The organism is Sulfuritalea sp., from assembly GCF_017302275.1.
Taxonomy (GTDB): Bacteria; Pseudomonadota; Gammaproteobacteria; order Burkholderiales; family Rhodocyclaceae; genus Sulfuritalea.
The window spans coordinates 1-19,196 of sequence record NZ_JAFLDR010000047.1; the positions used below are offsets into that span (position 1 = coordinate 1).

Consider the following 19,196-nt stretch of genomic DNA (forward strand, 5'->3'; position numbering starts at 1 on the left):
ATCTGAGCGAACTGCACACGACCGCACGCAACAAACTCAAGAGCGCTCAAAAGCGCCCCTCGATCATCGCCGCTTGCTGGATGCAGGCTACCTTGTGGTGATGTCATGAATTACGGAAGTCTCAATAGCCGGCGAAAAAAGCGGCCGTCGTCGGATAACGCGCCCGGACGTCCCCCGGCGAACCTTGCTCGCTCGGCGAAGCAGAGGGGACGGCAAACCGTAGCACGTGCCGAAGCGCGGGAAAAACAAACTTGAAACGAATTTTCTATCGCTTGCCGCTAACAACAATTACATGCGGGACGGCATAAAAACATCAATCGGTCGATTCGAAAGATAAGAGGCAATCAAATCTTCAACGACGTCGTAAGACGCGTTTATGTCTTGGAACTGGTCGGCAAACGCCTTCCATGGATCGGCAAGAACTCCAGCCTTGATCATTGCGAGAAAGTCGTCTTTGAAATTAGCAAGCGTATTGTCGGCGACGCGCAGGCGTTCATAAATTACGTGAAGGCAATTCCGCTGCAAAGGAGAAAGATGTTCATAGACCGCTTTAATTAATTCGTCGTACCCCAGTGAAATGATTGGAACCGACAACCCAGGTAAGAGAACCCTCTTCCCAAGATTCCCAATGATCTGGGACACAATTTCTTTCTTTTGCGGAATCTGCCGCTGAATGGATTCCAGCTCTTTCTGAATTGTTCTCTTCAAACGAAACACCCGCAATCTCTCGCGTATATATCGCGAGCCTTCGCCAAGCATAAATCCAAGGAAGACGGCGGCAAGTGTCCACGGCGGTTGAACCCTAATGAGGTCTTCGATACTCATGGTTTTACGAGCAGCTCAGTGATCTTTTCGAAGGTGGAGCGGAGAGTAACCGCGACAAAGCTTCGTCTGTCTTTGAGCGTGCCACGGAAACAGGTAAAGAGATCGCTAGGAGGCAAGTTGGCAGCAATCTCTTCCTTATTGCTCTCATTGATCGCGGCAGTCACGACATACGCTATCGGAGAGACCATGGCCGCGCTTCCCACAAGCAAGCTCGCATCTGAAAGCCGTTGAAATCTCTCTCGTATGTCTCCTGTAATTCGTTGCCTATCCTCGTGCGAATCCAGCTCTTCGATCGTTGTAAGCGTCTTCGGAAGCCGGATTGTCTTGTTTAGGAAGTTGCCATCGTGGGTTAGATCGCCATTTGACAGATAAGTCCAGATATCCTTCTTTAGATCACCTTCGCACACCAATACGGGACCTACTACTTTGTGCGTTATTCCCAATAGAAATCCCATATAACCAGTCTCCGAAAAAGTCGCGATTAACCTGCCAACTTGTGAAATAGGACTTGGTCATGCTACCCGGCAAGCCTAGGTGTGTCGAGTGAAGAACTGCGCGGGTCGTTGAGGCGATTTTCATTCCCCTCTGACCCGCCGAGCGAGGGAGACTCGCCGGGGGAAGTCCGGTCGCGTTGCCCGACGACGTCCGTTTTTTGGCCGGCTAGTTTAGCGACCGGCCCGGCGGGCCTTCCGCAGCGAGGGGTGAGCGCGGGGTTTCGCAAGGCCAATTTTTTGGCCTTGCGCCGCGCGAACGGGCGAGACTCTGGCGAGCCCTCCGCCATCTGGCCGGGGAGGCGGGGCGCGTTTCTTTGGGTGCTTTCTTGCCGCGCAGCAAGAAAGTACCTCGCCCGCCGGGGCGAGTCCCGGCGCGGGCTTGTAGGCGAAGTGGAAAAGTCGGCGCTGGTGATACGGCGAGTAAGGGGCATTTCTGGATTCCCGCGTTCGCGGGAATGACGGAGCGTGGTTCGACAGGCTCACCACGAACGGCAAAGGCTCACCGTGAATGGCTCAAAGCTCATGGCGAACGGTCAGCGCGTCAGCGCATTCCGGGAAGCATTCCCTTCATCCCCCGCATCATTTTCGCCATCCCGCCTTTCGAGAACTGCTTCATCATCTTCTGCGTCTGCTCGAACTGGTTCAGCAGGCGATTGACTTCCTGCACCGAAACTCCCGCGCCAGTGGCGATGCGGCGCTTGCGGTTGGCCTTGATGATCTCGGGTTTGCTGCGCTCCCCCGGCGTCATCGAGTTGATGATGCCTTCGAGGCGGCGCACGGCCTTGTCTTCCATGCCGCCGCCGGCCTTCTGCGCCAGGGCGCCGAACTGCGCCGGCAGCTTGTCTAGCATCGCGGCCATGCCGCCCATGTTCTTCATCTGGCCGATCTGTTCCTTGAAGTCGTGCAGGTCGAAGCCCTTGCCCGACTTCATCTTCTTGACGAATTCCTGCGCCTTTTCCTGGTCGACGCCGCGCTGCGCCTCTTCGACCAGGCCGAGGATGTCGCCCATCCCGAGGATGCGCGAGGCCATGCGCTCGGGGTGGAACTCCTCGAGGCCCGTCAGCTTTTCGCCGACGCCGGCGAACTTGATCGGCTTGCCGGTGACATGGCGCACCGAGAGCGCCGCGCCGCCGCGCGAATCGCCATCGAGCTTGGTCAGGATCACGCCGGTCAGTGGCAGGGCCTCGTTGAAGGCCTTCGCCGTATTCACCGCGTCCTGGCCGAGCATGGCATCGACCACGAACAGGGTTTCGATCGGTTTCAGCAGCGCGTGCAGGTCCTTGATCTCGGCCATCATCGCTGCGTCGATGGCCAGCCGCCCGGCGGTGTCGACGAAGATCACGTCGTAGTAATGCCGCTTGGCGTGATCGAGCGCGGCGGCGGCGATGTCGGCCGGCTTCTGCTCGCCGGTCGAGGGGAAGAAATCGATCCCGGCCTGGGCCGAAACGGCTTTCAGCTGCTCGATGGCGGCGGGGCGGTAGACGTCGCAACTTACCGTGAGCACCTTTTTCTTCTGCCGCTCCTTGAGCCATTTGCCTAGCTTGGCGGTGGTGGTGGTCTTGCCCGCACCCTGCAGGCCGGACATCAGGATCACGGCCGGCGGCTGGGTGGCGAGGTTGAGCCCCGAGCTGGCGCCGCCCATCAATTCGGTCAGTTCGCGATGGACGACCCCGACAAGCGCCTGACCAGGCGTCAGCGAGCCGATGACTTCCTGGCCCAGCGCCTTTTCCTTGACGCGGGCGGTGAAGTCCTTGACCACGGGCAGTGCCACGTCGGCTTCGAGCAGGGCCATGCGCACTTCGCGCAGCATGTCCGAGATGTTGTCGTCGGTGAGGCGGGCCTGGCCGCGCAGGTTCTTGACGACGCGGCCGAGGCGCTGGGTGAGGTTGTCTAGCATGAATGAATGGGGGTCGGGGCTGAAAGGGGGAGGGGGCTTGGTGTAGACTTCGCCGATGCCCCCAATCTTAATGCATCTACTGGCCGCAGCCCTCTACGCCGGCCTGGCGGCACATCTGTGGCGCAGCCGCTGGCGCGGCCCGGTGCTCGACCAGCCGGCAGGCGGCCTCGGCTTCGGCGAACGCGCACTGCTGCTGGTGGCGCTGGTCGCGCACGGAGTCAGCCTGCGCATGGCGATATTCGACGGCGAGACCATGCGCTTCGGCTTCGCCATCGCGCTTTCCGTGATGCTGTGGCTGGCGATCGCGCTGTTCTGGATCGAAAGTTTTTACGCCCGCATGGAAGGCCTGCAGATGCTCGGACTGCCCGCCGCTGCGTTGGCCGCCTTGCTGCCGGCGCTTTTTTCCGAGGCGCATGTGCTGAACAACGCCGGCTCGATGGCCTTCCGCCTGCATTTCCTGATGGCGATGCTGGCCTACAGCCTGTTCACCCTGGCGGCGCTGCATGCGCTGCTCATGGCGACCGCCGAAAAAGGCCTGCATCGCGGCCGCATCTCGCCGCTGCTGGCCGGCCTGCCGCCGCTGCTGACCATGGAAGCGCTGCTGTTCCGCCTGATCCACGTCGCCTTCGTGCTGCTCACGCTGACCTTGATTTCGGGCGTGTTCTTCTCCGAGACCCTGTTCGGCAAGGCCCTGAGTTTCAACCACAAGACCGTCTTCGCCTTCCTTTCCTGGATCATCTTTGCGGCCCTGCTGACGGGTCGCCACCTGCGCGGCTGGCGCGGACGGGTGGCGTTGCGCTGGACCCTGGCCGGCTTCACCGCGCTGCTCCTGGCCTATGTTGGCAGCCGTTTCGTAGTTGAGGTCATCCTCGGCCGCTGATGGACGGGATTCCCTTGTCCGCGCAGTTCGCTGCGCTGGCGGTGCTGCTTGGATGTTCCGCCTTCTTCTCGATTACCGAAACGGCGATGATGGCGGCGAACCGCCATCGCCTGCGCCACCTCGCGGGCCAGGGGGATCGTGGCGCCAAACTGGCGCTCGACCTGCTGGGGCGCACCGACAAGATGCTGGGCGTGATCCTGCTCGGCAACAACCTGATCAACGCCGCTGCGGCAACGCTGGTGTCGGTCATCACCATCGAGCTCTTCGGCGAGGAAAAGTGGGCGCTCTCGATAGGCACGCTGCTGGTCACCTTCGCCATCCTGGTATTCGCCGAGATTACGCCCAAGATCCTCGGTGCCACCCATGCCGACCGGCTGGCGCGGGTCCTGGCCTACGTGATCGGGCCCCTGCTGCGCGCTGCCTACCCCGTGGTCTGGTTCGTCAACCTGTTCGTCGACGCCCTGCTCTGGCTGTTGCGCCTCAAGCCGAAGGGGAACGCCGAGAGCTCGCGGCTCAGCGTCGAGGAATTGCGGTCGCTGGTGCTGGAGTCAGGCAACTTCATCCCGCAGCAGCACCGCGCCATCCTGCTCAACCTGTTCGAACTCGAGCAGCTGACGGTCGCCGACATCATGATCCCGCGCGGCGAGATCGAGGCGATCGACATAGGCGCGCCGATCGAAGACATCAAGGCGCAACTGGCGACCAGTTTCCACACCCGGGTGGCGGTTTACGAGAACGATCCGGCCAACATAGTCGGCGTGCTGCCTCAACGGCGCCTGCTGGCCGAGGCCTTTGCCGGCAAAGTCGAACAGGCGACGCTGCGCGAGCGGATGTCGGAACCCTATTTCATACCGGCCGCGACGCCGATCTATACCCAGTTGCAGTTCTTCCGCGACAACCGCCAGCGCATGGGCCTGGTGGTCGACGAATACGGCGAGATCGAGGGCCTGGTGACACTGGAAGACATCATCGAGGAACTGGTCGGCAAATTCACCACGCGCCAGTCGGATGTCGGCAGTTCGCTGTCCTGGAACGAGGACGGGGTAGTGCTGGTCGATGGCGCCGCGACCCTGCGCGAACTCAACCGCATGCTCGCGCTGGACTTGCCGCTGGACGGTCCGCGCACGCTAAACGGCCTGATCGTCGAACACCTGCAGGACATCCCCGAAGTGGGCGTCGGCGTTCGTGTCGGCAACGTGGCGATGGAGATCGTACAAACACAGGACCGAAAGATCAAAATGGTACGTCTTCACCGCCCCGCCGTAGAGTGATACTCTCGGCATAGGCAGGGCGTCCCCGGAAGGGTTGCCTTTATGCCCAAAGGGCGGTATCCCCTGGGACGGGGCTAGAATGCGATGAATTCAAGCGGGAGAAGCCGATGGCCACAGCAGGCAAGGCAGAGAAGAAGGACGGCCCAAAGGAACTGAATTTTTCCTGGGAGGGCAAGAACAAGCAGGGCAAGGTGGTTCGTGGCGAGATCAAGGCGGCCAGCGAAGCCGTCGCAAGCGCCGGCCTGCGCCGCCAGGGCATCACGGTCACCAAGCTCAAGAAGCAGAAATCGTCCAGCGCCAAGGTTTCCGACAAGGACATCACGCTGTTTTCACGCCAGCTCGCGACCATGGTCAAGTCCGGCGTTCCGCTACTGCAATCCTTCGACATCGTGGGCAAGGGCACCAACAACCCCGGCCTCGCCAAGTTGCTGTTCGACATCAAGTCCGACGTGGAAACGGGTTCCAACCTCGCGACGGCCTTCCGCAAGTATCCCCAGTATTTCGACGCGCTGTTCTGCAACCTGGTCGAAGCCGGCGAGCAGGCCGGCATCCTCGACACCCTGCTCGACCGCCTGGCGACCTACAAGGAAAAGATCCAGGCCATCAAATCCAAGATCAAGGGCGCGCTGTTCTACCCGATCTCCATCCTGATCGTCGCCTTCGTCATCACCGCGGTGATCATGATTTTCGTGGTTCCCGCGTTCAAGGGCGTGTTTGCCAGTTTCGGTGGCGAACTCCCGGCACCCACCCTGGTCGTGATCGCGATTTCCGATTACTTCGTGGCGAACTGGTACATAATTTTTGGCGCCATCTACGCCGCCATCTATGGCGCAGCGCAAGCGTTCAAACGTTCGCGGGCGGTACAGATTGCCGCCGACCGGTATTTCCTGAAGGTTCCCGTGTTCGGCGACCTGATCCGCAAGTCCTCCATTGCGCGCTGGACAAGAACGCTGTCCACGATGTTCGCCGCCGGCGTGCCGTTGGTCGATGCGCTGGATTCGGTCGGCGGCGCCGCCGGCAATTACGTCTACACCCTGGCAACGCTGAAGATCCAAAGTGAAGTGGCGACCGGCTCAAGCCTGACAGTGGCGATGGAAAACTCCGGGGTCTTTCCGCCCATGGTGACCCAGATGGTGGCGATCGGCGAGGAATCCGGCCAGCTCGATTCGATGCTGGGCAAAACCGCCGACTTCTTCGAGGCCGAGGTCGATGAAGCTGTCGAGACCTTGTCGAGCCTGATGGAACCGATCATCATGGTCTTCCTCGGTGGCCTGATCGGCGGCCTGGTGGTCGCCATGTACCTGCCGATCTTCAAACTCGGTTCGGTGGTCGGCTGATCCGACCAGCGGGTAGCGCGGATGATCGCACTGTTCGCCGATCCGGCGGTGTTCGCCCTCGCCGCCGGAGTGTTCGGCCTGATGGTCGGAAGTTTTCTCAATGTGGTCATCCATCGCCTGCCGATCATGATGCAGCGCGATTGGGCAGCCCAATGCGCGGAACTCAACAACACGCCCATTCCCCCGGCTGAGCCGCTGTCCCTGGCGAGGCCGCGTTCGCGCTGCCCCAAGTGCGGGCACATGATCAGCGCGCTGGAGAACCTGCCCATCCTCAGCTGGATCATCCTGCGCGGCAAGTGCAAGGCTTGCGCTGCCCCGATATCGCCTCGCTATCCGCTGACCGAGGCCGCGACCGGTTTGCTGTTCGCCTTCGCCGCCTGGCATTTCGGCTTTTCCCTCGCCGGCCTCGGCGCGCTGGTGCTGATCGGCGGCTTGATCGCCCTGACCGGGATCGACTTCGACACCCAGTTGCTGCCCGACGACATCACTTTGCCCATGCTGTGGCTCGGCCTGGCGCTGAACCTGTTCAATGCCTACACCGACCTGAAGAGCGCCGTCATCGGAGCCATGATGGGTTACCTGGTGTTGTGGAGCGTGTACTGGGGATTCAAGCTGATAACCGGCAAGGAAGGAATGGGCTACGGCGACTTCAAGCTGCTGGCGGCGCTTGGCGCCTGGCTGGGCTGGCAGATGCTGCCCATGGTCATCCTGCTTTCGTCCCTGGTCGGGGCGGCCGTCGGCATCAGCCTGATGGTTTTTGCCCGCCACGGCCGCGGCGTGCCGATTCCTTTCGGCCCCTACCTCGCCAGCGCCGGAGTGATCGCCTTGATCTGGGGAAAACCGCTGACCCGCGCCTACCTTGGAGTCGGCCTTTAGGCACTTGCCGGTAGCACAATGCACTTGAAATCGCGCGACGCAGCCTGATTTGCCCGAATATGGAGTGATGGGCCGAGGCCGGTGCGGCAAGGCCTTCAGCTATAATTCCCCCTTTGCCAGCTTGCCGGAGAATGCCATGCCGATCTACGCTTATCGCTGCACCGAATGCGGCTTTGAGAAAGATGTCATGCGGAAAGTCAGCGATCCGCTGCTGACCACCTGCCCCGAATGCAACACCGAGAATTTTTCCAAGCAGCTGACCGCACCGGGATTCCAGCTCAAGGGTAGCGGCTGGTACGCCACCGATTTCAAGGGCGGCGGCGGCTGCAAGGCGGCCGACGCGAAGAGCGACAACCCGCCGCCATGCCAGGGTGGAACGGGTAGCTGCGCCGCCAACAGTTGAAAACATCGGCATTGAAAAAGTACTTCATCACGGGGCTGCTGATCTGGGTTCCGCTGGCGATTACCGCCTGGGTGTTGTCGCTGATCGTCCGCTCGATGGACCAGTCCTTGCTGCTGCTGCCGCAGGCGATCCATCCCGAACACCTGCTGGGCATGTACATCCCCGGCCTGGGAGCGCTGCTGACCCTGCTGGTGGTATTCCTCACGGGCCTGGTGACCACCAACATCGTCGGCCAGAAACTGGTGCGCTTCTGGGAGGGGGCGCTGGCCCGCATCCCGGTGGTGAAGTCGATCTACTACAGCGTCAAACAGGTCAGCGACACGCTGTTTTCGGGCAGCGGCGTGGCCTTCCGCAAGGTGTTGCTGGTCCGCTACCCGCATCCCGAGGCCTGGTCGGTCGCTTTCCAGACCGGGCACCCGGCGCGTGACGTGGCCGACATGCTGCCCGATGAACATGTCGGCGTATTCATTCCGACCACGCCCAGTCCGGTCAATGGCTTTTTCTTCTTCGTCAAGCGCAAGGACGTCATCGAGCTGGACATGAACGTCGACGAAGCCCTCAAGTACATCGTATCCATGGGTGTCGTCGCCCCGCCCATGAGGAATCCTGCCGGGCGCGCGCAAAACCAGTAAGGCCCCGTAGCGGGCAATCACGGAACGAGAATCCTATGCGTACTCACTATTGCGGCGAGGTGAATGCCTCCCATGTCGACCAGATCGTCAGCCTTTGCGGCTGGAGCCACCGCCGCCGCGACCATGGCGGAGTGATCTTCATCGATCTGCGCGATCGCGAAGGCCTGGCCCAGGTGGTTTGCGATCCGGATCGCCCAGCGATGTTCAAGGTCGCCGAGGACGTGCGCAATGAATACGTGCTGAAGGTGACCGGCAAGGTGCGCCGCCGCCCGGCCGGCACCGAGAACGCCAACCTGGCCTCGGGCGAGATCGAGATCCTCTGCCATGAACTCGAAGTGCTCAACGCCGCCGTGACGCCGCCCTTCCAGCTCGACGAGGACAACCTCTCCGAGAACGTGCGCCTGACCCATCGCGTGATCGACCTGCGCCGGCCGCAGATGCAGAAGAACCTGATGCTGCGCTACAAGGTGGCGATGGCCTTCCGCCGCTTCCTCGACGGCAAGGGCTTCATCGACATCGAGACGCCGATGCTGACCAAGAGCACGCCGGAGGGCGCCCGCGACTACCTGGTGCCGTCGCGCGTCCATCCGGGCCAGTTCTTCGCCCTGCCGCAGTCGCCGCAGTTGTTCAAGCAGTTGCTGATGGTCGCCGGTTTCGACCGCTACTACCAGATCACCAAGTGCTTCCGCGACGAGGACCTGCGCGCCGACCGCCAGCCGGAATTCACCCAGGTCGATATCGAAACCTCCTTCCTGACCGAGGAGCAGATCACCGCGCTGATGGAGGAAATGATCCGCAGCGTGTTCAATACCGCGCTCGGCGTCGACCTGCCCAATCCCTTCCCGCGCATGACATACGCCGAGGCCATGGGCCGCTACGGTTCGGACAAGCCTGACCTGCGCGTGACGCTGGAACTGACCGAGGTCACCGATGCCGTGGCCGACGTCGCCTTCAAGGTATTCAGCGGTCCGGCGACGTCCGGCGGCCGCGTCGCGGCGCTGCGCATCCCCGGCGGCGCCAGCCTTACGCGCGGCGAAATCGACGGTTACACCGAGTTCGTCAAGATCTACGGCGCCCGCGGCCTGGCCTATATCAAGGTCAACGATGCATCGAAGTTGAGCGAGGAGGGCCTGCAGTCGCCCATCGTCAAGAACCTGCACGAGGCCGCGCTGAAGACCATCATCGAGCGCACCGGTGCCCAGTCCGGCGACCTGATCTTCTTCGGCGCCGACAAGACCAAGGTGGTCAACGACGCGCTCGGCGCCCTGCGCAGCAAGATCGGCCATGAAAAGGGCTACGTCAACGGCAAGGCCTGGGAGCCGCTCTGGGTGGTCGATTTCCCGATGTTCGAATACGACGAGGAAAACAAGCGCTGGTCGGCCTGCCACCATCCCTTCACCAGTCCCAAGGACGGCCACGAGGTCCTGATGGCGACCGATCCCGGCAAGTGCCTGGCCAAGGCCTACGACCTGGCGCTCAATGGCTGGGAAATGGGAGGCGGCTCGGTGCGTATCCATCGCGCCGACGTACAGGAAAAAGTCTTCCAGGCGCTGGGCATCGGCCCCGAAGAACAACAGGCCAAGTTCGGCTTCCTGCTCGACGCGCTGAAGTATGGCGCGCCGCCCCACGGCGGCCTGGCCTTCGGCCTCGACCGCATCGTCACCATGATGGCCGGCGCCGAGTCGATCCGCGACGTGATCGCCTTCCCCAAGACCCAGCGCGCACAATGCCTGCTGACCGATGCACCGTCCGATGTCGACGAGAAGCAGTTGCGCGAACTCCATATCCGGCTGCGGCAGAAGGTCGAGACCCAGGTCGACCTAACGAAATCCTGAACATGCGCAATCTGTTCTGCGCACTGGTCGGGGTCGCGCTGTTCGGCACTGCCCTGGCGCGGGACAATCGCATCGGTACAACGCCGGTGGCGGCTTTGCCCGCCGAGGCACGCGAAACCCTGAAGCTGATCGACGCCGGCGGCCCATTTCCCTATCGCCGCGACGGCATCACCTTCCAGAATCGCGAACGTCGCCTGCCCGAGCAGCCGCGCGGCTACTACCGCGAATACACGGTACCGACGCCTGGCAGCCGGGATCGCGGCGCGCGGCGCATCGTCACCGGCGACAAGCCGCCCGTGGTGTTCTACTACACTGCCGATCACTACCAGAGCTTCCGCCGGATAGAACGATGAGCATTGCCCACTACGAAAGCTTGTTCGCCGATGCCGCCGCCGCGGGCGTACACCATCTGCCGCACGGCCCTCGCGACAAATTGCTGGCCGGGGCCGCGGCCGCCGGTTGCCTGGTCCTGCATGTCGAATTGGCGGCAGCGCGCAACAAGGGCGAAATGCTGGATGCCGTGGCCAGGGGGCTGCGTTTCCCGCAGTGGTTCGGCCACAATTGGGATGCGCTGGCCGACAGCCTGCTGGACATGGGTTGGCTGCCGGCGTCCGGCTACGTGGTCATCCTCGACCATTGCGACGGCATCCACGGCCGCGCCGAGGCCGACTTCGTCGCGCTGATGCAGGTATTCCAGGAAGCCGCCGATACCTGGCGCGAGGATGGCGTGCCGTTCTGGTGCCTGGTCGACATGCAGGCCGACGGCATCGCCTGGTTGCCGACGGTGGCCCAAGGCGACTAGCGGGTCGCGATGCCCTACAAGACGCCGGTTTCGGTGCTGGTGGTAATCCACACGCCGGCGCTGGACGTGTTGCTGCTGGAACGTGCACGCCACCCCGGCTTCTGGCAGTCGGTCACCGGCAGCCGGGAAGACGGCGAGGCGCTGATCGAAACCGCGCGACGCGAAGTGCGTGAAGAAACCGGAATCGATGTTGCCATGGGTGGAATCGTCGATTGGCACACGTCCAACCGCTACCAGATCTTTGCCGAATGGCGCCATCGCTATGCCCCCGGCGTCACCGAGAACACGGAGCACGTGTTCAGCCTCTGCCTGCCGGAACCCGTGGCCGTGACCGTCGCGCCGGACGAGCATCTCGCCTGGCGCTGGCTGCCCTGGCAGGAGGCGGCCGCTGCCTGCTTCTCCTGGAGCAACCGCGACGCCATTCTCGAACTGCCGCGACGGCTCGCCCGCGACATGCCGGAACCCCTCCACGGCAAGCCTTGAAATTCCCCTTGCGGCGCCTATCTGATGGTTGAGGCTCCCTCGATGATGGAAGCCACCTACCTGATAGAAAGGAGAATGAAATGAGCAACCTCATCCGTCGCGATCCCCTTGATGACTTTTTCCGTGGCTTCTTCGTTCGTCCCGTCGATTTCGCTGGCGAAAAGGAAGCGCCGGTGGTGAAGATCGATGTCAAGGAGCAGGAAAAGAACTATGTGGTCCATGCCGAGGTGCCGGGCGTGAAGAAGGAAGACATCCACGTCGCGATTGACGGCGCAGTCGTATCGATCAGCGCCGAACGGCGCGAAGAAAAGGATGTCAGGGACGGTGAGCGCGTGCTGCGTTCCGAGCGTTATGTCGGCAAGGTTTCGCGCAGCTTCCAGTTGGCGCAGGAGATCGACGAGGCGCAGGTAACGGCGAAATACACGGATGGCGTTCTGGAACTGGTGCTGCCGAAGAAAGCCGCAACCCAGGCGCGCCGCATCACCATCCAGTAGGCTTCGCTTTCCCGCCGGCCGCCGCGAAAAGTCGGCGCCGGCGGCACGGCGTCCTTACCCACCGCGCGGAGGCGGGGCCGTGTTCCGGGGATTTGTCGGGCCGGTGCATTCCGGCGTGCTGTGTTTTTGTTTTGCCGCCGTTAGAATGGGCGAAGTTACCACTCGCACTCGCCCGAATCCATGAAGGAAAAGCTCGCTCCCTCCGCGAAGGCCGGCGTTCTGGCCGAAGCCCTGCCCTACATCAAGCGCTTTCACGGCAGGACCATCGTCGTCAAGTACGGCGGCAACGCCATGACCGACGAGCACCTGAAGCAATGCTTCGCGCGCGACGTGGTGCTGCTCAAGCTGGTGGGCATGAACCCCGTGGTGGTGCATGGTGGTGGCCCGCAGATCGAAAATCTGCTGGCGCGCGTCGGCAAGAAGGGCGAATTCGTCCAGGGCATGCGCGTCACCGATGCGGAGACCATGGACCTGGTCGAAATGGTGCTCGGCGGCCAGGTCAACAAGGACATCGTCAACCTGATCAACCAGCACGGCGGCAAGGCCGTGGGCCTCACCGGCAAGGACGGCAACTTCATCCGCGCCAAGAAGCTGATGATGGAAAACAAGGATGCTCCGGGCGACCTGATCGACATCGGCCAGGTCGGCGACATCATTTCCATCGATCCCAGCTTGATCGCCCTGCTCGATACCGGCGCCTTCATTCCGGTCATCGCGCCGATCGGCGTCGGCAGCGAAGGGGAAACCTACAACATCAATGCCGACGTCGTCGCCGGCAAGATTGCCGAAGTGCTGAAAGCCGAAAAGCTGGTGCTACTGACCAATACGCCGGGCGTTCTCGATCAGTCCGGCAAGCTGATCACCGGCATCACGCCGAAGCAGATCGATGACATGGTGGCCGACGGCACGCTGTCGGGCGGCATGCTGCCCAAGATCAGTTCGGCGCTGGATGCGGCAAGGAGCGGCGTGAAGGGCGTGCATATCATCGACGGCCGCGTCGAACACGCCCTGCTGCTGGAAATCCTGACTGACGAAGGCGTCGGCACCTTGATCAAGTCGAAGTAACTGTTTACGCTCATCGCACACAGCAACGCCCGCCGCGGATGAAACACGCGAAAAGCGAATTATTCGCCCGCCCCCCTTCCCCCCTCACGGGGGGTTACTTGTCGGCGCGCTGCGCGCATTTATTGCAAGGGCTCCGAAACGGAGTTTCCCGCTAACCACCTAACAACGGACCCGCCATGAACGAAGCCCGCGCCGCCAAGCTTGGTGAAAAGAAGCTGCTGATCCTGCAGACCATCGCCGAAATGCTGGAGCGCCCGGCGGCGGACAAGGTCACCACCGCCTTGCTGGCAAAGCAGCTTCAGGTGTCGGAAGCCGCGCTCTATCGTCATTTCGCCAGCAAGGCGCAGATGTATGAAGGCCTGATCGAATTCATCGAGACCGGCGTCTTTTCAGTCATCGGCCAAATCGAGGCCGCCGAGGAAGCCGGGCTCAAGCAGGCCGAGGCGATCGTCGCTTCACTGCTGCGCTTCGCGCAGAAGAATCGCGGCCTGACGCGGGTTCTGGTGGGCGACGCGCTGGTGCATGAAAACCCGCGGCTGCAGGCCCGGATCAACCAGCTGCTGGACCGCATCGAGGCGACACTCAAGCAGTGCCTCAAGGTCGCTGCCGCGCAAGGCGCGCTGGCCGCCGATCACGATTTCGGCGCCCACGCCGACCTGCTGGTCTGCCATGTTCTCGGCCGCTGGCAACGTTTCGTCAAGAGCGGCTTCAAGGACGATCCGCTGGTGAAATGGCCGGCGCAATGGCCGCTACTGGCCAGGTAACTGCCGTGTTGCCGGCGCCGACTGTTTGATCAGGTTTTAAGCAGGGTCGCCGCCTCGAGTGCAAAGTAGGTCAGGATGCCATCGCAGCCGGCGCGCTTGAAGGACAGCAGCGCCTCCATCATCACCGCGTCGTGCGCCAGCCAGCCGTTCTGTGCCGCCGCCTTCAGCATCGCGTACTCGCCGCTGACCTGGTAGGCATAGGTCGGCACGCCGAATTCGTCCTTCACGCGGCGCACGATGTCCAAGTAGGGCATGCCCGGCTTGACCATGACCATGTCGGCGCCCTCGTCGATATCGAGCGCCACTTCGCGCAGGGCTTCGTCGCTATTGCCCGGATCCATCTGGTAGGTGTATTTGTTGCCCTTGCCCAGATTGCCGGCCGACCCCACGGCGTCGCGGAAGGGCCCGTAGAAGGCCGACGCGTACTTCGCCGAATAGGCCAGGATGCGGGTATGGATCAGCTTGTGCGCATCCAGCGCGCCGCGGATGCGACCGATGCGACCATCCATCATGTCCGAGGGCGCCACCACGTCGGCGCCGGCCTGGGCATGACACAGGGCCTGCTTCGCCAGCGCCTCCAGCGTCTCGTCGTTCATTACGTAGCCGCGCGGATCGGCCGGATCGATCAGGCCGTCCTGGCCATGGCTGGTATAGGGGTCTAGCGCCACGTCGGTGATCACGCCGAGTTCGGGGAACTCCTTCTTCAGGCGGGCGACCACGGTGGGCACCAGTCCCGCCGGATTCCATGCCTCTTCGGCGCCCGGAGTTTTCTTTCCATCCACCACGGGGAACAACGCGAGCGCGGGCACACCGAGCCTCATGGCCCTTTCGGCAACCGGGAGGAGGCGGTCAAGCGACATGCGCTCGACGCCAGGCATCGATCCCACGGGTTCGATGCGCCCGCTGCCTTCCAGCACGAAAACCGGGTAGATAAGATCGTCAGCCGTAAGTGTGTGCTCACGCATCAAGCGCCTTGAAAATTCGTCCCTACGCATGCGGCGCATCCGCGTCCCCGGAAATACACCTTTTGTAATCATTGATTTAGCCCCAAAGAAATTTTCAGATTTACTTGAACTTTAACGTAGTTGGTCTATCATAGGTTACAGATGGTAGCGAACGCATGTTCGTGCCGTCTCCCGCTTCACCTCCCTGAGCGGGACCTTGATTTTTCAAGGTGTTCAGCCCTCGACCTTCCCCCTTTGGTCGAGGGCTTTTATTTTGGCGCAGCCAAAATAAAAGCCCTGCGGGCGAATTGGATGGCTATCCCCCCAGCCCCCTTTCCAGGAAAGGGGGTGACTAAATTGGCTGACTGCGTCAGCTAATTGATGGAACGGCCCCGTCGCCACTCAACCAACTTCCGATGACCTTTTCCGCATCTTCCATGCCCGTCTTTTTCAGGCTGGAGAACATCTGCACCGTGATCTGCGCGCCGAACTCGGCCAGTGCGGCGCGGGTTTCGCGCAGGGTCTTGGTTTGCTCCTGACGCGTCAGTTTGTCCGACTTGGTCAGCAGGCAATGGATGGGGCGACCGGTGGGGCCGAACCAGCCGATCATTTTCCAGTCAAGGTCGGTCAGGGGGCGGCGCGAATCCATGATCAGGACCAGCCCGGCCAGATTCGAGCGACGGGTCAGGTAGTGCTCCAGCAAGCCCTGCCACTGCAAGCGCACGGCGAGGGGCACCTGGGCAAAGCCGTATCCTGGCAAGTCCACCAGCGCGGCCCCGTTTCGCATGCGAAACAGGTTGATCAATTGCGTTCGCCCCGGTGTTTTGGAAACAAAGGCGAGCCGGGTATGCCCAGCCAGCGTATTGATCGCGCTGGATTTTCCGGAATTCGAGCGACCGGCGAAGGCGATCTCGGCGCCCGCCGGCGGCGGCAGGCCGTTGGGCTGCGCGACGGAAATTTCGAAGACGGCGTTGCGGAACAGTGACATGGGGCGTTACATCGGAGAGACGCCGCCATGGCAGGCTGACGTGGAAAATTCGGACAGGCTCGGCTAGAATAGCAGGTTTACGATTTCCGATTCCCGGCAAAATCCAGGAGTTTTCCATGAAGCGTTCCCTGCTTGCCCTGCTGTGCGCGATGACCGCAATCGGTGCCCAAGCCGCCGATGCGACCAAGGCAGCCCCCAAAGGCGACGCCAGCCGCGGCCAGGCGATCGCCACCACCGTCTGCGCGGCCTGCCATGGCGCCGATGGCAACAGCCAACTGCCTGTCAATCCGAAACTTGCGGGTCAGCATCCCGAGTATCTGTTGAAGCAGATGAAGAATTTCAAGGCGGCCGATGGCAAGCCGGCCGAGCGCAGCAACGCCATCATGGGCGGCATGATCGCCGCCTTCGACGACGGCCAGATGCGCGACCTCGCGGCCTTTTTCGCGGCGCAGACCCAGACCGGCGAATCCGCCAAGAATCGCGAAACCATAGAGCTCGGACAGAAGCTGTATCGCAGCGGCGACCTGGCCAAGGGACTGCCGGCCTGTGCCGCCTGCCACGGCCCGGCTGGTGCCGGCATGCCCGCCCAGTTTCCGCGCATCGGCGGCCAGTTCGCCGAATACACGGAAGCGCAACTGAAGAGCTTCCGTGACGGTGTCCGCGCCAACGACCCGAACAAGATGATGCGCATGGTCGCGCTCAAGATGACCGATGTGGAAATCAAGGCAGTCTCGGACTACGTCGCCGGCCTGCGCTAGCCAGTACCTGCTTCGATTCAGGGCGGTCCGGGTTGTTCGGACCGCCCTTTGTCTTTCTGCGGTCCCTGTCGTCCGGCAGAGAAACTAGGCCGCCTTGCGGCGAAAGATCACCGGAAATTCCTGGTTCAGGTAGGCGGCATACTCGCGGTCACCGCCCAGCACGTGGCGCAGGAACCAGTCCTCGAAGAATCCGACCAGGAATGCCTCCGATGGTGCGCGCTCGAGCTTTTCCTCGAGTTCCGCCATCAGGTCGACGATTCGCCCATGCGAATCGCGATGCCCCTTCAGCCCCGGATAGCGGGTTACTTCGAGCAGGGACTCTTCGACAGCGAGGTGGAACTTCATGCTTTCCGCCAGCTGCGACAGAAGGAAGTTCAGGACATGCCAGGGGTCCCGCTTGGCGATCGAATTTTCGATCGCCAGCAGGCGCTCGAAAATCTTCCGGTGCTGGTTGTCGATCGCCTCGATGCCGATGGCAAAACTGTTGTCCCATTTCACAATGCACTCCCTCTCGCCGCCAACGCAAATTCTAGCGGGTATGCCCGCTGGCGGGTTGCGGCGACAATCGCCCGCCGCTGACGCGTTTGATACCTGCGAGGTCGCGGTGTTGTTCGATGGCCGTCAGGCCCGCCCGCCCCAGCAGATCCTGCACGGCCGGGGCCTGGTCATGGCCGTGTTCCAACCAGAGCTGTCCGCCGGGTGCGAGATGCGCCGGTGAGCCGGCGATGATGCGTCGCAGGTCGTCGAGGCCGTCCGTTCCGCTCGCCAGAGCCGTTGCCGGCTCGTGACGCAGGTCGCCAGCGGCGAGATGCGGATCGGCTGCGGCAACGTAAGGCGGATTGGCGACGATCAGGTCGAATTCTTCTTCGCCCAGGGCGTCGAACCAGTCGCTTTGCACGCAGCGCAGGCGCGCGGAAAGGCGGTCCGCGTTGCGGCGCGCCACGGCCAACGCGGCGGCCGAGGCATCGACCGCCGTCACCCGTGCCTGCGGCAACTCCAGCGCCAGGCTTATCGCGATGCAGCCGCTACCGGTACCCAGGTCCAGAACCCTGGCCGTCTCCCCAGCGCCGACTTTTGCCAGCGCAATGTCGACCAGCAGTTCGGTCTCCGGGCGCGGGATCAACACGGCGGGCGACACCTCGAAATCGCGCCCGAAGAACTCGCGCCGGCCAACCAGATAGGCGACCGGCTCGCCGCCTGCCCGTCGAGCAACGAGCGAGGCGAAGGCGCGCAGGTCGTCCTCGTCGAGCACCTGCTCGCCGTGAGCCAGCAGCCAGGCGGCCGACTGGCACAGGACGTGCCCGAGCAGCAGGCGCGCCTCGCTTGCCGGCAGCTTGCGGCGCGCTGCCTCCAGCACGCCGGCAACGGTGTTCATTCGGCGAGCGCCGCAAGCAACTCGGCCTGGTGTTCCGCGGTCAGGGCGCCGACCAGTTCGTCAAGCTCGCCGTCCATGATGGCGTCGATCTTGTACAGCGTCAGGTTGATGCGATGGTCCGTGATCCGGCCCTGGGGAAAATTGTAGGTGCGGATGCGTTCCGAGCGGTCGCCGGAACCGATCAGGCTCTTGCGCTGCGAGGCGATCTGCCGTTGCTGCTGGCGCTGCTTGGCGTCGTTGATTCGCGCCGCGAGCACCGACATCGCCTGAGCCTTGTTGCGATGCTGCGAGCGGTCGTCCTGGCATTCGACGACGATGCCCGTCGGAATGTGGGTGATGCGCACCGCAGAGTCGGTCTTGTTGATGTGTTGGCCGCCGGCGCCGGAAGCGCGGAAGGTGTCGATGCGCAAGTCGGCGGGGTTGATGTCGATGTCGACCAGTTCGTCGGCTTCCGACATCACCGCCACCGTGCAGGCCGAGGTATGGATGCGGCCCTGGGTCTCGGTCACCGGCACGCGCTGCACGCGATGGCCGCCGGATTCGAACTTGAGCTTCGAATAGGCGCCGTTGCCTTCGATGCGGGCGATGATTTCGCGGAAGCCGCCGAGGTCGGATTCGCTGCGCGAAACAATCTCGACCTTCCAGCGCTGGCGCTCGGCGTAGCGGCTGTACATGCGGAACAGGTCGGCGGCGAACAGCGCCGATTCATCGCCGCCGGTGCCGGCGCGGATTTCGAGGAACAGATTCCTGTCGTCGTTGGGATCCTTCGGCAGCAAGGCGCGCTGCAGTTCGACCTCGAGCCGGGCCATTTCGGCACTGGCCGCCTCCTGCTCGGCCTGCGCCAGTTCCTTCATTTCAGGATCGGCCAGCATCTCGCCTGCACTCGAAAAGTCGGCGCTGGCGACACGGTAGGCATGGAACAGCTCGACCACCGGCAGGATGTCGGAACGCTCGCGGGTCAGCTTGCGATAGCCGTCCATGTCCCGCGCCGCGTGCTCGCCACCGAGCAGGCCGTCGATTTCGGCCAGGCGCTCGGCGAGGTGCTCGAGTTTGTCGTAAATGCTTTTCTTCAT

At 62.6% G+C, this 19,196-nt stretch carries 23 protein-coding genes; 15 read left to right on the forward strand and 8 right to left on the reverse strand.

Annotation, left to right across the window (positions count from 1 at the left end; all coding sequences use genetic code 11):
• Positions 1-288: 288 nt before the first annotated feature.
• The 3 genes from J0M27_RS18470 to ffh all read right to left on the reverse strand — a co-directional run bounded on the left by J0M27_RS18470 (position 289) and on the right by ffh (position 3,216).
• A complete protein-coding gene (locus J0M27_RS18470; protein ID WP_294995226.1) occupies positions 289-825 on the reverse strand; it encodes a hypothetical protein in 537 nt (178 codons plus the stop codon).
• On the reverse strand, positions 822-1,280 hold the full coding sequence (locus tag J0M27_RS18475; RefSeq protein WP_294995229.1) for a hypothetical protein: 459 nt from the start codon (positions 1,278-1,280) through the stop codon (positions 822-824). Before J0M27_RS18475 ends, J0M27_RS18470 begins: the two co-directional genes overlap by 4 nt.
• Before the next feature lie 580 nt (positions 1,281-1,860).
• Positions 1,861-3,216, reverse strand: a complete 1,356-nt coding sequence (gene ffh, locus J0M27_RS18480) for a signal recognition particle protein (RefSeq protein ID WP_294995232.1) — start codon at positions 3,214-3,216, stop codon at positions 1,861-1,863.
• A gap of 70 nt (positions 3,217-3,286) precedes the next feature.
• Here ffh and ccsA point away from each other — a divergent pair, with 70 nt between their 5' ends.
• The 13 genes from ccsA to slmA all read left to right on the forward strand — a co-directional run bounded on the left by ccsA (position 3,287) and on the right by slmA (position 14,058).
• Positions 3,287-4,096 (forward strand): cytochrome c biogenesis protein CcsA, encoded by an 810-nt coding sequence (gene ccsA / locus J0M27_RS18485; RefSeq protein WP_294995235.1) that lies wholly within the window; start codon positions 3,287-3,289, stop codon positions 4,094-4,096.
• On the forward strand, positions 4,096-5,367 hold the full coding sequence (locus J0M27_RS18490; RefSeq protein ID WP_294995238.1) for an HlyC/CorC family transporter: 1,272 nt from the start codon (positions 4,096-4,098) through the stop codon (positions 5,365-5,367). Before ccsA ends, J0M27_RS18490 begins: the two co-directional genes overlap by 1 nt.
• A gap of 107 nt (positions 5,368-5,474) precedes the next feature.
• Positions 5,475-6,704, forward strand: a complete 1,230-nt coding sequence (locus tag J0M27_RS18495; protein WP_294995241.1) for a type II secretion system F family protein — start codon at positions 5,475-5,477, stop codon at positions 6,702-6,704.
• 21 nt (positions 6,705-6,725) lie between these two features.
• Complete coding sequence (locus tag J0M27_RS18500; RefSeq protein ID WP_294995244.1) at positions 6,726-7,580, forward strand: A24 family peptidase; 855 nt, start codon at positions 6,726-6,728, stop codon at positions 7,578-7,580.
• Between the two features lie 136 nt (positions 7,581-7,716).
• Positions 7,717-7,983: an FmdB family zinc ribbon protein gene (locus J0M27_RS18505; RefSeq protein WP_294995245.1), complete on the forward strand. Its 267-nt coding sequence runs from the start codon at positions 7,717-7,719 to the stop codon at positions 7,981-7,983.
• Between the two features lie 11 nt (positions 7,984-7,994).
• Entirely contained in the window at positions 7,995-8,615 is a 621-nt protein-coding gene (locus J0M27_RS18510) for a DUF502 domain-containing protein (protein WP_294995248.1), read from the forward strand.
• Between the two features lie 35 nt (positions 8,616-8,650).
• Positions 8,651-10,450: an aspartate--tRNA ligase gene (gene aspS / locus J0M27_RS18515; protein WP_294995251.1), complete on the forward strand. Its 1,800-nt coding sequence runs from the start codon at positions 8,651-8,653 to the stop codon at positions 10,448-10,450.
• A 2-nt stretch (positions 10,451-10,452) separates the two neighbouring features.
• The gene (locus J0M27_RS18520) at positions 10,453-10,803 is read left to right on the forward strand and encodes a ribonuclease domain-containing protein (RefSeq protein ID WP_294995253.1); all 351 of its coding nucleotides are present in this window, start codon (positions 10,453-10,455) and stop codon (positions 10,801-10,803) included.
• The gene (locus tag J0M27_RS18525; protein WP_294995256.1) at positions 10,800-11,252 is read left to right on the forward strand and encodes a barstar family protein; all 453 of its coding nucleotides are present in this window, start codon (positions 10,800-10,802) and stop codon (positions 11,250-11,252) included. The genes J0M27_RS18520 and J0M27_RS18525 overlap by 4 nt, the downstream gene beginning before the upstream one ends.
• Before the next feature lie 9 nt (positions 11,253-11,261).
• Positions 11,262-11,735 carry a dihydroneopterin triphosphate diphosphatase gene (gene nudB / locus J0M27_RS18530; protein WP_294995258.1) on the forward strand — a complete coding sequence of 158 codons (474 nt, stop codon included), beginning with the start codon at positions 11,262-11,264 and terminating at the stop codon, positions 11,733-11,735.
• 80 nt (positions 11,736-11,815) lie between these two features.
• Entirely contained in the window at positions 11,816-12,229 is a 414-nt protein-coding gene (locus tag J0M27_RS18535) for an Hsp20/alpha crystallin family protein (RefSeq protein ID WP_294995260.1), read from the forward strand.
• Positions 12,230-12,409: 180 nt separating this feature from the next.
• Positions 12,410-13,294, forward strand: coding sequence for an acetylglutamate kinase (gene argB / locus J0M27_RS18540; protein WP_294995263.1), 885 nt, complete (start codon positions 12,410-12,412; stop codon positions 13,292-13,294).
• 176 nt (positions 13,295-13,470) lie between these two features.
• Positions 13,471-14,058 carry a nucleoid occlusion factor SlmA gene (gene slmA, locus J0M27_RS18545; RefSeq protein ID WP_294995266.1) on the forward strand — a complete coding sequence of 196 codons (588 nt, stop codon included), beginning with the start codon at positions 13,471-13,473 and terminating at the stop codon, positions 14,056-14,058.
• Between the two features lie 29 nt (positions 14,059-14,087).
• On the opposite strand, the gene hemB is transcribed toward slmA, so the two are convergent.
• Positions 14,088-15,095, reverse strand: a complete 1,008-nt coding sequence (hemB, locus tag J0M27_RS18550; RefSeq protein WP_294995269.1) for a porphobilinogen synthase — start codon at positions 15,093-15,095, stop codon at positions 14,088-14,090.
• A gap of 277 nt (positions 15,096-15,372) precedes the next feature.
• A complete protein-coding gene (gene yihA / locus J0M27_RS18555) occupies positions 15,373-15,936 on the reverse strand; it encodes a ribosome biogenesis GTP-binding protein YihA/YsxC (RefSeq protein ID WP_294995304.1) in 564 nt (187 codons plus the stop codon).
• Between yihA and J0M27_RS18560 the strand changes: the two genes are divergently transcribed.
• Together J0M27_RS18560 and J0M27_RS18565 are read left to right on the forward strand one after the other, a co-directional pair.
• The gene (locus J0M27_RS18560) at positions 15,866-16,057 is read left to right on the forward strand and encodes a hypothetical protein (protein WP_294995313.1); all 192 of its coding nucleotides are present in this window, start codon (positions 15,866-15,868) and stop codon (positions 16,055-16,057) included. The genes yihA and J0M27_RS18560 overlap by 71 nt on opposite strands.
• A 49-nt stretch (positions 16,058-16,106) precedes the next feature.
• The gene (locus J0M27_RS18565; RefSeq protein ID WP_294995272.1) at positions 16,107-16,748 is read left to right on the forward strand and encodes a c-type cytochrome; all 642 of its coding nucleotides are present in this window, start codon (positions 16,107-16,109) and stop codon (positions 16,746-16,748) included.
• Positions 16,749-16,832: 84 nt separating this feature from the next.
• Here the strand turns inward: J0M27_RS18565 and J0M27_RS18570 are convergent, their stop codons facing one another.
• Genes J0M27_RS18570 through prfA form a run of 3 tightly spaced genes read right to left on the reverse strand, consistent with a single transcriptional unit; the run spans position 16,833 to position 19,196 of the window.
• Positions 16,833-17,246 (reverse strand): hemerythrin domain-containing protein, encoded by a 414-nt coding sequence (locus J0M27_RS18570; RefSeq protein ID WP_294995274.1) that lies wholly within the window; start codon positions 17,244-17,246, stop codon positions 16,833-16,835.
• Between the two features lie 31 nt (positions 17,247-17,277).
• The gene (gene prmC / locus J0M27_RS18575; protein WP_294995277.1) at positions 17,278-18,123 is read right to left on the reverse strand and encodes a peptide chain release factor N(5)-glutamine methyltransferase; all 846 of its coding nucleotides are present in this window, start codon (positions 18,121-18,123) and stop codon (positions 17,278-17,280) included.
• The gene (prfA, locus tag J0M27_RS18580) at positions 18,120-19,196 is read right to left on the reverse strand and encodes a peptide chain release factor 1 (protein ID WP_294995307.1); all 1,077 of its coding nucleotides are present in this window, start codon (positions 19,194-19,196) and stop codon (positions 18,120-18,122) included. The genes prmC and prfA overlap by 4 nt, the downstream gene beginning before the upstream one ends.